This is a genomic window from Sphingobium sp., from assembly GCF_036170395.1.
Lineage (GTDB): Bacteria > Pseudomonadota > Alphaproteobacteria > Sphingomonadales > Sphingomonadaceae > Sphingobium.
In genome coordinates this window covers 1-14,233 of the sequence record NZ_JAVHPD010000052.1, presented here as the reverse complement: position 1 = coordinate 14,233, position 14,233 = coordinate 1, and the positions used below count along the sequence as shown (strand labels likewise).

At 66.0% G+C, this 14,233-nt stretch carries 16 protein-coding genes and 1 pseudogene; 13 read left to right on the top strand and 4 right to left on the bottom strand.

Annotation, left to right across the window (positions count from 1 at the left end):
* Window positions 1-281 precede the first annotated feature (281 nt).
* A complete protein-coding gene (locus V2B31_RS13770) occupies window positions 282-1,406 on the top strand; it encodes a hypothetical protein (RefSeq protein WP_167539654.1) in 1,125 nt (374 codons plus the stop codon).
* A gap of 210 nt (window positions 1,407-1,616) precedes the next feature.
* Here the strand turns inward: V2B31_RS13770 and V2B31_RS13765 are convergent, their stop codons facing one another.
* On the bottom strand, window positions 1,617-2,897 hold the full coding sequence (locus V2B31_RS13765) for a SulP family inorganic anion transporter (protein WP_019054552.1): 1,281 nt from the start codon (window positions 2,895-2,897) through the stop codon (window positions 1,617-1,619).
* 2 nt (window positions 2,898-2,899) lie between these two features.
* The gene (locus tag V2B31_RS13760; RefSeq protein ID WP_043146178.1) at window positions 2,900-3,208 is read right to left on the bottom strand and encodes a helix-turn-helix domain-containing protein; all 309 of its coding nucleotides are present in this window, start codon (window positions 3,206-3,208) and stop codon (window positions 2,900-2,902) included.
* 179 nt (window positions 3,209-3,387) lie between these two features.
* On the opposite strand from V2B31_RS13760, the gene V2B31_RS13755 reads away from it, so the two are divergent.
* From V2B31_RS13755 to V2B31_RS13715, 9 genes and pseudogenes are all read left to right on the top strand, one after another.
* On the top strand, window positions 3,388-5,208 hold the full coding sequence (locus V2B31_RS13755) for a phosphoenolpyruvate carboxykinase (GTP) (RefSeq protein WP_019054550.1): 1,821 nt from the start codon (window positions 3,388-3,390) through the stop codon (window positions 5,206-5,208).
* Window positions 5,209-5,223: 15 nt separating this feature from the next.
* Window positions 5,224-5,532 (top strand): alkylphosphonate utilization protein, encoded by a 309-nt coding sequence (locus tag V2B31_RS13750; protein ID WP_019054549.1) that lies wholly within the window; start codon window positions 5,224-5,226, stop codon window positions 5,530-5,532.
* A 170-nt stretch (window positions 5,533-5,702) separates the two neighbouring features.
* Window positions 5,703-5,957, top strand: a pseudogene (locus V2B31_RS13745) (DUF2171 domain-containing protein).
* Window positions 5,958-6,071: 114 nt separating this feature from the next.
* Window positions 6,072-6,464, top strand: coding sequence for a DoxX family protein (locus tag V2B31_RS13740; RefSeq protein WP_157410318.1), 393 nt, complete (start codon window positions 6,072-6,074; stop codon window positions 6,462-6,464).
* Window positions 6,465-7,107: 643 nt separating this feature from the next.
* Complete coding sequence (locus V2B31_RS13735) at window positions 7,108-7,437, top strand: single-stranded DNA-binding protein (protein WP_171132328.1); 330 nt, start codon at window positions 7,108-7,110, stop codon at window positions 7,435-7,437.
* Window positions 7,438-7,493: 56 nt separating this feature from the next.
* Window positions 7,494-7,823, top strand: a complete 330-nt coding sequence (locus V2B31_RS13730; RefSeq protein WP_019054544.1) for a hypothetical protein — start codon at window positions 7,494-7,496, stop codon at window positions 7,821-7,823.
* A gap of 29 nt (window positions 7,824-7,852) precedes the next feature.
* Entirely contained in the window at window positions 7,853-8,455 is a 603-nt protein-coding gene (locus tag V2B31_RS13725) for a hypothetical protein (RefSeq protein WP_019054543.1), read from the top strand.
* Between the two features lie 773 nt (window positions 8,456-9,228).
* The gene (locus V2B31_RS13720) at window positions 9,229-10,308 is read left to right on the top strand and encodes a DUF2493 domain-containing protein (protein ID WP_019054542.1); all 1,080 of its coding nucleotides are present in this window, start codon (window positions 9,229-9,231) and stop codon (window positions 10,306-10,308) included.
* Between the two features lie 199 nt (window positions 10,309-10,507).
* The gene (locus V2B31_RS13715; protein ID WP_019054541.1) at window positions 10,508-11,074 is read left to right on the top strand and encodes a hypothetical protein; all 567 of its coding nucleotides are present in this window, start codon (window positions 10,508-10,510) and stop codon (window positions 11,072-11,074) included.
* A gap of 4 nt (window positions 11,075-11,078) precedes the next feature.
* On the opposite strand, the gene V2B31_RS13710 is transcribed toward V2B31_RS13715, so the two are convergent.
* Window positions 11,079-11,330, bottom strand: coding sequence for a hypothetical protein (locus V2B31_RS13710; protein ID WP_019054540.1), 252 nt, complete (start codon window positions 11,328-11,330; stop codon window positions 11,079-11,081).
* Window positions 11,331-11,911: 581 nt separating this feature from the next.
* On the opposite strand from V2B31_RS13710, the gene V2B31_RS13705 reads away from it, so the two are divergent.
* Window positions 11,912-12,403 carry a hypothetical protein gene (locus V2B31_RS13705; protein WP_328279442.1) on the top strand — a complete coding sequence of 164 codons (492 nt, stop codon included), beginning with the start codon at window positions 11,912-11,914 and terminating at the stop codon, window positions 12,401-12,403.
* Between the two features lie 366 nt (window positions 12,404-12,769).
* Window positions 12,770-12,994: a hypothetical protein gene (locus tag V2B31_RS13700; RefSeq protein ID WP_328279440.1), complete on the top strand. Its 225-nt coding sequence runs from the start codon at window positions 12,770-12,772 to the stop codon at window positions 12,992-12,994.
* 117 nt (window positions 12,995-13,111) lie between these two features.
* Here the strand turns inward: V2B31_RS13700 and V2B31_RS13695 are convergent, their stop codons facing one another.
* A complete protein-coding gene (locus tag V2B31_RS13695; RefSeq protein ID WP_019054537.1) occupies window positions 13,112-13,330 on the bottom strand; it encodes a hypothetical protein in 219 nt (72 codons plus the stop codon).
* A gap of 481 nt (window positions 13,331-13,811) precedes the next feature.
* On the opposite strand from V2B31_RS13695, the gene V2B31_RS13690 reads away from it, so the two are divergent.
* The gene (locus V2B31_RS13690; protein ID WP_019054536.1) at window positions 13,812-14,102 is read left to right on the top strand and encodes a hypothetical protein; all 291 of its coding nucleotides are present in this window, start codon (window positions 13,812-13,814) and stop codon (window positions 14,100-14,102) included.
* Window positions 14,103-14,233 lie beyond the last annotated feature (131 nt).

Sequence of the window (14,233 nt, the reverse complement as noted above, 5' to 3'; positions counted from 1 at the left end):
GCCACCCAGGGCGCCGAGGCCGGCCTCGGCCAGTCCTCCGCCGAACATGCCTTCGGTGGCGAGCCCCAGGAAGGCGGTCGCCGCCAGCGCAAGCCGCACGGTTCCGAGGCCGCCGAACCGGCCGAAACCGCCGACGCGACCGCCTGACGCGATCCATCTCCCCCGCCGCGCCCAGCCTCCGGGCGCGGCCCCTTGCAGGGTCCGTTTCGCACGTCGCGAAGCGGGCCCTGTCTCTTTTGACAGCGCGCACCCGCACGCCGACCAACAGCGAGGATCCCTCCATGCCTTCACTTGCCCAATCCAGTCTCCCGACCCGATCGCCCCACGACTTGTGCGGCCTCACTGCCGACTTCGTCGCGCTCACCAGCGCCGAGATCGTTTCCGCCGAGGGTAGCGTGGGCAAATTCTGGGCCGGTGACGGCAGCCGGGAATGCATGCTGGATGACGATTGTCTGGTTGCTCGCCATGTTGTGCCCTTCGCGAGCTATCCCTGGCACGTCTGGCACCACATCGCCGCCGAAATCCTCGGCGGCGCCTATGACCTGCGGGACGCCTCGCAGATCGAGCGACTGATCCAGCTCCGTGGCCTGTTTCCGCGCGACGGCGCGTCGGCCCCGCACTGGATCGCGCTCGACCAGACCGATCTCGCGACCTTGCTGGAACGCCAAGAGCATCCGAATAGCGAAACGGCCCAGCTTTCCCGTCTGCGCCTCGATGGTCTCGATGCGGGTCTCGGCCTTCCCGCACCCGAATATTATGTCGATGCGCGCGAGATTTCCCGAGAGACCTGGGAATCGATCTCGCACCTGACCTTCGATCAGGCTTTCGCCGATCCGGAAGGCCGGCCCTACGACCTGATCTTCGACAGGCCTGACCTCACCACCGGACACGCGTCCGGCCTGGCCTTCGCGGCGCTTCACGAACTGCAAATCGTGTTGACGGAGGAAAGGCCCGTGCCCCCGGAGGATGGCGACTTCCAGAGCGATGCGATGTTCGAGACCTTTACGGCGAAGCTGGCGGATATGATCGCAGCCGCGCCCGCCTGTCTCGCCCTTGCCCATGGCGATACCAACGGTCGGATCGCCGCCGCAATCGACTTCGTGGACCAGCGCTGCCCAGGATGGTCCGAGAACTTTTCCACGTCGCCCTCTGGCGGTGAGCTTCGTCCCGTTCCTCTCGCATGGAGCCGGCAGATCGCAATCGCGGGCCTGCGTGATGCGTCCGGCGAACATGCCCTCGTGCAGAACGCTGACGAAGTCCCCGCCTCCTACGCCATCTATGCTGAACGCCATGATGGCTCCCTGGAATGGCTCGGAACGGCGTCCACCATTGCCGATGCGACGCGTCTCACAAGCGCGATCGGATCGGCCTCGGCACCGCGTATGCTCTCCGCATTGACCGATTGAACCCTTTGACCGCGACGCGGTCGCTCAATGGCGCTCACGGCCCGAACCTGGTCCCACCGCTTCTTCCGCCCTCCAACATGCTCCCCGACGTGCCCGGTCCCGCGCCTCCCGGCCGCGCACGACCCTTGAGGGCCTGCCTCGCACATTCCCCGCGAGGCAGGCCCTGTTTTTGTTCTGCGGGCAAGCCACTTGCTCCGCACCGTCGCACCTTCAATCGCCCTCCTGCGGGACCCTTCGCCGGACGATCGCCAGCAATGCGGCGACGACACACCCCGCGACGATCCCGAATGTCAGGTCCTTCACCAGGGTCAGGCCGAAGGTCGCGAGCAGCACCGAGGCCGTGGGCCAGCTACGGATCAGGCGCAGGAATTCGGCCTTCTCGGCCATGTTCCAGCACACCACCAGCAGGACGCCGGCGAGCGCCGAGAGCGGTACATAGCGCGCCAGCGGCGCAGCCACGAGCATGAAGAGCAGGACGAACAGCGCATGCAGCATGCCCGACACCGGGCTGATCGCGCCAGCCCGGATGTTCGTCGCGGTTCTCGCGATCGTGCCGGTGACGCTGATCCCGCCGAACAGGGCTGAGACGATGTTGGCGAGACCCTGCGCGACCAGCTCCATGTTGGAGCGATGCTTGCGTCCGGACATGCTGTCGGCGACCTTGGCCGACAACAGGCTCTCGACGCCGCCCAGCAGGGTGAACGAGAGCGCCGACGGCAGGAGCTGCAGCACCAGCGCCCATGACATCTCCGGTGCCTGCGGCGTCGGCAAGCCGCGCGGGATATCGCCGAAGCGGCTGCCGATCGTCTCGGCCGGAAGCTGCATCCATGCGGCGGCGATGGACGCCAGCACCACCGCGATCAACATGCCGGGCCAGTTGGGCCGATACCGGCGCAGCACGAAGATCAGCGCCGCCGAGCCGAGGCCCAGCACCGCCGCCGCAGGCGTCGCCGTCGCTGCCGCCTTGCCGAGCGCCAGCAGCTTGGGGATCAGCGGGCCGGGTTCCGCGCCCGCGAGATGCAGACCGAACAGATCCCGGATTTCGCCTGAGAAGATCGTCACGGCAATGCCGCAGGTGAACCCCACGGTCACGGGATGGGGAATGTGGCGGATCAGCGAGCCGAGGCGCGAAAGCCCGATCAGCGTCAGCATCGCGCCCGACAGCATCACGGTCACGAGCAGCCCGTTCAGACCGAACTTCGTCGTCGTGGCAGCCACCAGAACGATGAAGGCCCCCGCGGGTCCCCCGATCTGGTAGCGGCTCCCACCCAGCGCCGAGACGAGGAACCCGCCGATGATCGCTGTATATAGCCCTCGCTCGGGCGACACGCCGGAGGCTACGGCGATCGCCATCGACAGAGGCAGCGCCACGATCGCCACCGTCACCGCAGCGAGCACGTCCTTGCGCAACGACGAGAGGGAATAGCCTTCGCTCAGGGCCGTGACGAGCTTCGGCCGGAAGAGATGGGCTGTCGCCGTACCGTCAGGCATGCCTACGCCGCCGATGCATTGTCCTGCGTGCGCCGCACGGGCTCGCGCAAGGTCGGGCTGGTGGGATCGCGCAGCCGGACACCCCGCCCGCCGCTCGCGCTGATGCTATTCTCCCGGATCAGCTCGATCCCCTCGCGCTCAAGCGCATCGACCACCTTGGTCAGCGTATCCACCACGCCCCGGACATAGCCATCGCTGGTCGCTTCCATGCGCTGGATCGTTGGCAGCGAGACGCCGGCGCGCTCGGCGAGCGTGCGCTGGTCGATTCCGAGGAGCGCGCGCGCCGCGCGAAGCTGAGCTGGGGTGAGCATCGCCATGATGTAAAATACATCAGGAATGACGTCAAGGATTGCTCAGAAGCGAGGCTGACTATCTGAATAGCGATCCTAAACTTGCATCTGGCGTCCTCAAACTGCTAACGAACCGGGCATCAACCCCCTCGCAAACCGCGCGCGCTTGCCGCGACGCCCCAGTTATTCGGAGAGTTTCGATGTCGGACGCCCTTATCGCTGAAACGCTGGCGGCTCCGACTCGCCATCGCCGCCTCGCTGCCTGGGTCGACGAGATCGCCGCCCTCACCAAACCCGACCATATCCACTGGTGCGATGGCTCCGAGGCCGAATGGCATGCCCTGACCGAGCAGCTGGTCGCGGCCGGAACCCTGCGCCGCCTCGATCCCGCGAAGCGCCCCAACTCCTTCTGGGCCGCCTCGGACCCGCGCGATGTCGCGCGCGTCGAAAGCCGCACCTTCATCTGCGCCGAAAACGAGGCCGACGCCGGACCGACCAACAACTGGCGCGCGCCGGACGAGATGCGCGGCACGCTCAAGGACCTGTTCGACGGCTGCATGCGCGGGCGCACCATGTATGTCGTGCCCTTCTCCATGGGCCCGATCGGCTCGCCGATCAGCGCGCTCGGAGTGGAGATCACCGACAGCCCCTATGTCGTCCTCTCCATGCGCGTGATGACGCGGATGGGCACGCCCGCGCTCGACGCCTTGGGCGAGGACGGCGAATTCGTGCCCGCGGTCCATTCGGTCGGCGCGCCGCTCGCGCCCGGCGAGGCCGACGCCGCCTGGCCCTGCAACGAGACCAAATATATCGTCCACTTCCCCGAGACGCGCGAAATCTGGTCCTATGGATCGGGCTATGGCGGGAACGCCCTGCTCGGCAAGAAATGCTACGCCCTGCGCATCGCCTCGGTCATGGCCCGCGACGATGGCTGGCTTGCCGAGCATATGCTCATCCTCAAGCTGACCTCACCCGAGGGCCGCGTGCATTATGTCGCCGCCGCCTTCCCTTCGGCCTGCGGCAAGACCAACCTCGCCATGCTGCAGCCGACCATTCCGGGCTGGAAGGCCGAGACCATCGGCGACGACATCGCCTGGATGCGCTTCGGTGACGACGGCCGGCTCTACGCGATCAATCCCGAGGCCGGATTCTTCGGCGTCGCGCCGGGCACGAGCGCGACCACCAACGCCAATGCGCTCGCCAGCCTCGACGCGAACACCATCTTCACCAACACAGCGCTCACCGCCGATGGCGATGTCTGGTGGGAGGGCCTCACCAAGGAGCCGCCCGCCGGGCTGACCGACTGGCGCGGCCAGGCCTGGTCTCCCGATCTCGGCACGCCGGCTGCCCATCCCAATGCGCGCTTCGCCTGCCCCGCGGGGCAATGCCCGGCAATCGCGCCCGAATGGGAGGACCCCAGGGGCGTTCCGATCTCGGCCATTCTCTTCGGCGGCCGCCGAGCGACGACCGCTCCGCTCGTCACCGAGGCCTTCGACTGGCAGCACGGCGTGTTCCTGGCCTCCAACGTCGCGTCCGAGGGCACGGCCGCGGCCGAGACCAAGATCGGCGACGTGCGCCGCGATCCCTTCGCGATGCTGCCCTTCTGCGGCTATAATATGGGCGACTATTTCGCCCACTGGCTAAAGCTGGGCGCGGAGGCGTCGGACGCGGCCAAGCTGCCGCGCATCTTCTACGTCAACTGGTTCCGCAAGGATGTCGACGGCCGTTTCCTCTGGCCCGGCTTCGGCGACAATGCCCGCGTCCTCAAATGGATCGCCGATCGCCTGGACGGGCGCGTCGAGGCCGAGGACAAGGCCATCGGCCGCCTTCCCAGGATGGACGACCTCGATCTGGCGGGACTCGATCTCTCCGACGCAGCCGTGGCAGCCCTCCTCGCCGTCGATCACGACGAATGGCGCGCCGAGGCCGAGCGCATCCGCCGCGACTATGCACGCTTCGGCGACCGCCTGCCCGCGGCGCTGACCGCCGAACTCGGCGCGCTCGAAGCGCGTCTGGCCTGAAGGGCGCGACCGACCATGACCGATACCAGCGACGACTATGTCTATGACGAAGCCTCCGGCGAATGGATCAGTCCGGCCGAGGCCGCCGCGAATGCCCACGCCGCCGAGGCGATCGAAGTGCGCGATTCCGTCGGCAACCTTCTCGCCGATGGTGATAGCGTCATCACGATCAAGGATCTCAAAGTGAAGGGCGCAGGCCAGACCCTGCGCAAGGGCACCGTGATCAAATCGATCCGACTCACCGGCGACGCCCAGGAGATCGACTGTCGATACGATGGAATCAAGGGGCTGGTCTTGCGCGCAGAATTCGTCCGCAAGCATTGAACGGACGAGTACCGTTTGCCTTGGACAATTTGCCCCGCAATGCGGGACATTCTGTCGTTCGCCTGCGTTGAGCATCGCCGCATGTCGCTGACTATGCACGTGCATCGCTGGATCATGCCGGTGGCATGAGAGTTGCTTCGCGACCTCCGCCAATCAAGGAGAAACTAGCGATGGCTCACGACATCAAGGAAGGCATGGAAATCATCGGCGCCGATGGCGTCCATGTCGGCACCGTCGATCGTCTCGAGGGCGACCGGATCTAGCTCGGGAAACATGACAGCCACGGCGCCCACAGCGGCCACCACCACTATATCAGCATCGGCCTGGTCGCCGGTGTCGAAGGCGACCGCGTCCGCCTCTCCGCCAACGCCGACGTCGCGCTCTCCTTCGAAGAAGAAAAGTCCGGAAAGCCCGTCCAGGACTAGACCCGTTGTTGCACGCCCGCACGGGCGCTAGTCTTCAAGAAGCCCGCCCGGGTAGACGCACGACCTTTCCGTGCGTCCTCCTGTCATGGCGAGGCCGATCACAGGGGGATGCTCATGAACGACCGAGGGCTATTTCTCGCACGATTGTTCCTTGGCATCCCCTTCATCGTATGGGGTGCGATGAAGCTCATGGGCGGCGCGGCCGCCCTCGTTCCCGGACTTGCAGCCATCGGCCTGCCCGACCCCCTGATCTTCGCCTATCTGATCGGCCTTTGCGAGCTTGTCGGCGGGATCGCGATCGTCCTGGGTTATCCCGTCCGCACGGTTGGCATCCTGCTCGGGCTCTGGTGTCTCGCCACGGCCAAGCAGGCGCACATGGGCAATCTCACCGAAATCCTGAAGAACGCGACCATGGCGGGCGGCTTCTTCCTGATCGCCGCGACCGGCGCGGGCTCCCTCTCCCTGTTCCGCGGGATACCGCCAGGCCGGCTCGCCCGTCTGCGGTAGATAGCCTCGCCGTCCTTCCCGGCTTTCCTCGCCGATAGGCCGCATCGAGCCACCATCTTGGCGACAGGCGGGCCGGCCCGACCGCAGGAAGCGTCGCCGAGGTCTCTGCCTGCCGACCGCTGATATCGCTCGAGCCGGAGCACCCGTCGCCGTGCCGCGGTGCGCTGTCCTCTTGCCGGACGATCCAGCGCCATGCCCTTCCTCGTGCATGGCACTCGCCGACCGCTGGCCGGCATGACCTGATGGCATCTCGCCGTCCCGGACGCCGCGCCCTGTCGATCCCGCACACGAGGCCGTCCCCAGACCGCTCGGGCGAGGCCGACAATCCGACGCGCCGCCGCCGTGCAGGGCAGGTGTCTCGCTTTGGCTGACCCCGAGTGAAGACCGTCCATGGCGAGGGCCTTCGCGATATCGCCGGTGGGCCATCCGCTTGAGTGGATGAACGCTACGCCCGTGCGGGGCCTCCGCAACCCGCCATTTTCCGACCGTGTTGAGGCCTGGCGGCCTCTGCCCGCACCACTCGAAAAATGGGGGTTTCCCCTCGCTGGCGCTCGGGTGCGGTGTCCCCTCGATCACGGGCCTTCGGACAAGTTCATCCCAGCGGGATCGGCCCGCTGGCGTGAGACGCGAAAGGCATCAGGCCATGAACAAGGTTTTTCTCTCGGGCCGCATCACCTCGGACATCAGCCGCTTCGGCACGGACAGCAAGGGCGGCGTCAGCTTCAGCCTCGTCACCTCCAAGCCGGTCATCAAGGACGGCCAGGTCCAGAAGGACGACAACGGCTACACCGAGACCTACGACGAGTTCCACACGGTCAAGGCCTTCAACGGCCTCGGCAAGTCGGTCGCCAACCACAAGAAGAAGGGCGACAAGCTCCTGGTGGTCGGCGAGATCCGCTACAGCCGCAACGAGCGCGACGGTCGCACCTACTACAACACCGACATCGTCGCCGAGGAAATCGAATTCCTCTGACCGTCCTTCCGGGCGGTCGCGCGCGGCCGCCCTCCACCTTTCGATGGAGAGCACAAATGTTCACCCTCACCAGCTTCGACGACATCGCCGGCATCGCCCACGGCATCGAGACCACCAACCCCTGCATGGTCGAGCGCATCCGCCGCGCGGCCGACAGCATGGGCCGCCACGAGATCGCCGCCCGCCTTGGCCAGGCGATCACCGAGGCGACCGACGCCGCCCACGCCCGCGACTTCGAGCAGGCGCAGTTCGGCGAAGCCAGCGCCGACGCGATCGTCGACTGCGAATATTATGACGATCTTGCCGCGGCCTGGTCGCTGGTCGCCAGCGAGCACCAACTGATCGTCCCCCATTCCATCTTCGCGCACGACGGGTCGGTCCATTGACCCGTCGGCCTTCCAACAGGACAACGCTCATGCACGCACAATCCACGCCCGCCCGGTCCGCCGACCATTGCTTCGGCATCATCATGCACCACCGCCTCGCCTGGTGGCTGGTCGAATTTCCCGATCTCGATGCGACCCCGCTGCGCGCCCGCAAGCTTTCAGGCCGGCTCACGCCGGCCCTTGCCGACTGGCTACGCTGCGAGACCGGCGATCCGCGCCTCGGCGACGATATCGCCGCGCTCAATCCGGACAGCCGCTGCTGGTCCGGCGAATTCTCCTATGTGCCCGCGGCCGGCGCCGCCGATCTGTTCGACATCGATGCCCATCCCTGGGGCAGCGAGGCCAGCGAACTGGAGACCCGGCTCGCGCGCGCGATGATCGATGCGACACTGCACCCGATCCCCTCGGGCTTCATCTCGATCTTCGGTGCTTTGCCGCCCGAGAACCAGCCGGTGCTTGCGATCCGGTTGAGCGGCTATACCTGCTCCACATTCGAGCTGATGACGGTACGGTATATGCCGACCTACCGGCCGCGTTCGCCCTGGCGCGACATCTCCGGCGATGCCGTCGGTGACAGCGGCAGCGATATCCTTGGATGGCAGCTCGCCGCCGACTGGATCAGGCCGACCTGATGCCGGCGGCGAGGTCGGCACACGCCGGCCTCGCCCCGTGCCTAGGGCGAGCTTGCCACCCGCCCAGCATCCCCTGAAACTCGCGGCGCGGCGCCCTCGATGGCGGCGCGGGCATTTGCCGTGCTCACCCGCCTCTGACCGGACCGGGTTCAAAGCGAATGTCGCCTCGCGTCACGTCTGCGTGCCGCGCGGTGCTGCGTGCTGGCTGCGGCGTAAGTTGCTCGTGCTGCGGGATCTCACCGATCGATCAGACTTCGTCTGAAAACCGGGCTGTGTGGGGCCGGCGAGGTCCAGGTCATCGGTCCTGCGATAGGGCTGGCCAAGAAGGGTTGGCGCATCCCGCCCTTCGCTCGTCCGAAGGACGGGACCGGGGCTCTATTCGCTAAGCCGCCGCCCGCGCGTGCCGCGCGAGCCCCGGCTAAGCTCACGGAGCCGAAGCGGAGCTTCGTCTCCGCCCTGCCGGGTCACGATCCCACTTGCGGTTGACGAGCGGGGAAGGATTTTCATTCCTATTCCTCTCTTGTGTCTGCCTAGTGTGGCATGCGGGGTTGGCGGTCCGTCGAGCATGAGCGGTCCCCCCAATTTTTGCGTGCGCCCGCTGGCGCGGCCCCCCGAAAAAATCGGCTCCCCCGCTCCCCGCGCGGCGGCGTTAACCCGGGTCCGGCCGCGAGCGGCCGGCTTCCCGGTTAACGTGCCCGACCTCCCTGACCACCGCATGCCCTGAGCCAGGCCTCATCCCGAGGATGAGACATCCAGAACCCATGGAGGCTCACATGACCAAGTCTTTCTCGAACTTCGCAGATCTCGCCAGCTTCATCGCCAGCGAGACGGACAGCCACGACCGCGCCGCCACTTACGAACACGCTTTCATCGAGCATGACGAACGCGCGAAGCTCTCGCCGGTCGACGAGGCCGAGCAGCTCGACATGCCCGACCCGGAGCAGGCCCGTGTGGCCGTTGAGATGGTGATGGCGACGCTGTTCGATGTGTTCCGCGACACGCGCCTCGAACCCTATGCAGCCGATCTCGCCTGGGGCTTCGTGAACAGCTTCCACGTCGTCGCGAAGCGCATCAACGACCGAGAAGACGATGCCGCGAAGGAGCTTGGCGAACTCGCCCGCAACTTTGACCCGAGCGAGATCTACGCCGCGCAGCTCGAAGACGCCCAGCTTCTCTGCCAGACGCTGCAAGGGTGCCGCGATGCGATGGAGTGCATGCGCGACCACGCCTCCGAAGTCTATCGCGTCGAGACCGGACGGCCCTATTCGCCGACCCGCGGCAGCCGGGTGTCCCGAGGCGTCACCGCGTCGATGATCGATGCCCGCGACTATCTCGCTTCCCGAATTCGAGAGCGCCGCGAGCAGTTCGCGCCCGAAGGTCCGGTTGTCGCATTCTCCGGCGGGCAGGTCTGGGAAGACCATGAGGGTCTCTGGCGCGGGCTCGACTCGATCAAGGCGCGCATCCCGGAAATGATCCTCGCAACGACCGCCCAGACCAAGGGCTGCGATGCGATTGCGCAGGCATGGGCGGCAGCGCGCGGCGTGAAGGTCATTCTGTTCAAGCTCGACCGCCGGTTGGGCGCCAAGGCCGCCTTCGTCCGCAACGACCGGCTGCTGGCCCTGAGGCCGGTGGAAGCCGTCGTCTGCGAAGGCTCGGGCATCCAGATGAACCTCGCCCAGAAGCTGCGGCAGGCAGGCGTGCCTCTCCATGTCGTGAAGCTCGATGAGACCGTGAAGGCGCGGCTCGCCCAGCCCAAGACCGATCTCCCGAAGTCCCGCGACGAGTTCGATCCCTGGACGCAGGATGACTACTACCGCGACATGGTGAACGGCGGTCGCCAGCGTCGTCGCTGACGCACCCTCGAGAGGCTCCGGCATCCGCCGGAGCCTCTCTTCTTTCTTGCTGCGAGGAAGCGGCGCACGCGGGCATCGAACCCCCGTGCGCCGCGACTGCAGCGTCCCGCCAAGACGGGCCCGACAAGCTGACCGTGGGCGGCCGCCAGAAAGAGGAGAGGGGAGGGGCAAAGCGCCTTCAGTCGAGGAGACCAAGCCCGTGTCCATCCTGTTTCGCATCACCGAACCGGCCGACGATGCTCTCTCGCCCAGCGCTATCATCACGGCGCGGAAACTCGCGGCGCTCCGGCGGTTCCTCCGCTCCGAGGGAGACCGCATCGGCGTCGCGCTGCTTGAACCCGACGAGTATCTCGGCGACAGCTTCGAGGCGCGCGTCTGTCCGCTCGCGCTCGCCGCCATCACCAGCATCTTCGACCATGACGCCGCCGTGATCGCGGTCATCGAGGAAGCCCAGTTCAGAGGACGGCGCATCGCCATCCATCACTGCCCCGCCAGCGCCGAGATCACGCTGTGCGTCGCCCTCACATCGGATCAGGGCCTCGAACTCGATCTCGCCTATGGCAATGCCTATGCGCTGCTCGAAGCCCTCGCAATCGAGGCGGAAAGCGTCGGCGACATTCCCGTCGAGCTCCTCCGCGCCCGGCTGTCCGATCCGGCCACGCCGAGCCGGGCGGCACTGCGCGGCGTCGATCATTATCTGCCCCGGCTCGAGCGTCTCGTCGCGAGCGCGCCGGCGCATGATGACGCTCGGTTTGCGTGGGCCTGAACGGTCAGTTCGTCGCCGACGGAACGCCATCGACATAACGCTCGAGAAGGCTGTCGATCGCGGCCTGCAGATGACAACAGGCCCTGTCTTCTTCGGCCTCTTCGAGCGCCTTCATCGCCTGCCGCATCAGGACCAGAGCCAGCGCGCGCCGGATCTCCGGATCGTTTCTCAGATGGTCGATCGCGTCCGACGCTTCAGCCGCTCGCGATGCCATCTCCGGCGGACGAGACTCCACCTTCTGCCCTGACTTGCTCATCCCACGCTCCCCGGATGCGCAAGGGCCAAACCCTTGCCGAAACTCCCGCGCTCTGGGCGCGGGAGCCGGGGCTGGTAACACGTCGAGACATGCGCCTACGCTTTTAGCACCGAGGCACCTGGACATATGCGCAGGCACCCCGGCGTGAAACCACACCGAGCTGCCTTTCTCGACGGGATTACCAGTCCCGGCGCCACGGCCTTGGTGGCGCAAGCGCTCGCCTATCACAGAGATGGAACGACACCAAGTTGCCTCTGTGCGAGCCGCTCCTAGACGTGCGATGCGGTCCATCCGGACGCCCGCACGACGCTCGGGGGCAAAGCCAAACCACTCTCACATCTCGGCATCAGACGGAGCTTCATCGCCACAGTTTGACGCTGGGTGTCTCTCGGCCGTCAAGGATCAGCGGTCCCCCCAATTTTGCCGCCGATCCGCTCCGCTACCCGGCAACAAAATCGGCTCCCCCGCTGCCCGCTTCGCGGCGGCCATGCCGTCCCTGACCGCCTCAACACCGCGTCCCGATGAGCCCATCCTCATCGATGAGAGATGGGGAGCACGGCATCATCCTGATGGAGGCTCTTATGGACAAACTTTCCGACGATCTCCGGGCGCTGTTCAACGCTCCGATGTGCCCGTACTGCGCGACGCTCTACGATCCCGAGCAATATGACGAGGTCGATGAATGCGCCCGCTGTTCGAACTGCGGCAGGACATACCAGGTCGCAGCCGAACAGCGTCCATCACAGCCGGACTCTCCACAGGAAGCGCCGCTGTCAGAACCCGCACAAACGGATGCTCTGGCGCAGTTTCGCGAGGAGGTGGATCGCATCTCGAAAGACATGATGCGCCAGACCACCGGCGGCAGCTACGAGATGTATGAGCGCTGGTTCACGGAGGCGCTGGAGCCGACCATCGACAAGCTCGATCCGGCGCTCCGGTCACAGGCAATCGCGATCGCCACCGAGCTTGGCTATATCGACGATCCCGAGATCATGGCCGCCGGTTTCGGACCAGGCCTCTGCTCGATCAGCGGCATCGACGAGAACTACTGCCACTGCGGTCGTCATCCCTGACGCCATCCGGGACCGGGCCTCGCGCTCGGTCCCATTTCTTTTACCGCTGGCATCAAGTCCCGGCTCGCTCGCGTGCCGCGCGGACCCGTCGGTCCGCACGCCGCTACGCCTTGCCGTGGTCTCCCGACGAGAGGAAACATCTCTCACAGTCTTCCCATTGTGTCGGACGCCCGAGACCGCCTCAAGGACGGCGGGGCCCCACCATTTTCTTCGGCGGATCGACCATGGCGCTTCTCCTTCGGCGTCAGTCGCCGCCGAAGAAAATCGTGACCCCCACCGCCGCTTCGCGGTCGCTTCGCGATCCTTGACCCGGCCTCGGCCGCCCGACGCGCAGCTCCTGTCATTCAAGACAGACAGGAGCCTATCATGCAGATGATCTCGACCAGCGCCGCCGCCGAAAATGCCGCCTTCTTCGCAGCCATCACGAATGCCGAACGTCGCGCGCTTCACAGCTACTTCGACCAGCATGTCGTGGCGGACGAGGAGGCCGGCTACATCACCATCGACGAGGGGGATTACGGCGCGCTGCCGATGACGATCATCGACCGGATCGTCCATAGCGTGCCGGGCGGGCGGCTTGACGAATTCTGAGACAGACGGGGAGGGGCGCGGGCGCCTCTCCCCTTTTTTTGTGTGGCGATGTTACGGGCATGAGGGGCATCGAGCCCCCCATGCCCGTGCCGCGACAAGGGTCGCGGCGGGGGCTGTTCAGGCCGTCAGGCGCTTTTCCACTTCCTCGATTCCCAGCGACTTTATGCGGGCGACCAGCCCACTCAATCGCTTGCCGTCGAGCTTGAGAAGACCGGTCTTCTCGATCGCCTGTATCGCGGCCTCGCGTTCCTTCTCTTCCAGTCGTTGCCGCCGCTCTTCCAGCTTGCGGCCTTCTTCTTCAAGCGCGGCTCTTTCCTGTTCCAATGTGCGTGCCATGATGGGCCTCTTGGTTCACGCTGATCGGGCTATGAACGGTCCGACTATAGGCGCTCATCGAGCCTGCCGAAAGCGCTGAAACGCACCCGCGATCGCGTGGTCCGTCAATCGCCAGCCGGCATTTCCTTCCGACCGCAGGCCGGCACGGAGCCCCGCCGGAGGCGCTATCCCAACCATTCCGAACGCGTCCTGGACGCTCCGAGGGTCTGGACTCAGCCCTGGTGCAGAGAAGCACACCGAACGCACCTTCGGTGCATAGGTTCTGGAACAATTCCAACCGGTTATGGCGTTTCCGCTCGGTGGGACACTGTGGGACATGGTTTCGCCGTTCCCGAAACCCACGGAAATCCGCCATTTTCGCGTGTTACAGGCGCACACGCTTGCTGCGGGGAAGCCGATTTCCTTGCTCCACCACAGCGATTGCGCTATAACCCGGACCGGTTTCTGAGACCCCACCAGCCTCCCTGCTAGGAGGCTCGGTTTGACCATCCCCTACAAGCACTGCTCGGTCCGGCTCGACCGCGGCAAATATGATCGCCTCGTCGCGCTCGCGGCGGAACGCGGATGCACGCCATCGGACCTGCTGCGCGCGGCCGTCGATGCCTTCCTGGGATCGGGCCAGTTGCTGAGCTCCAGCCATCGCCGGATCGCCCGCATCAGCGAGTTCCAGCAACTCGCGCTCGACATCATCATCCGCGAGCAATTCCCCGAATATCGCGATCGCATCATCGCCGAAACCGACAAGCGCCTGGAGCAATATCATGGCGCGTGAGGACATCCGCACGGACGGGCGTCCCGTCCCGCTCACCCATCATTCCGCGCGCGGCCGCGTCCAGCGCAATGCCGGTAATTTCACCCGCGGCAGCCAGCTCCTGACCCACGAGATGATGATGTGGTTCTCGG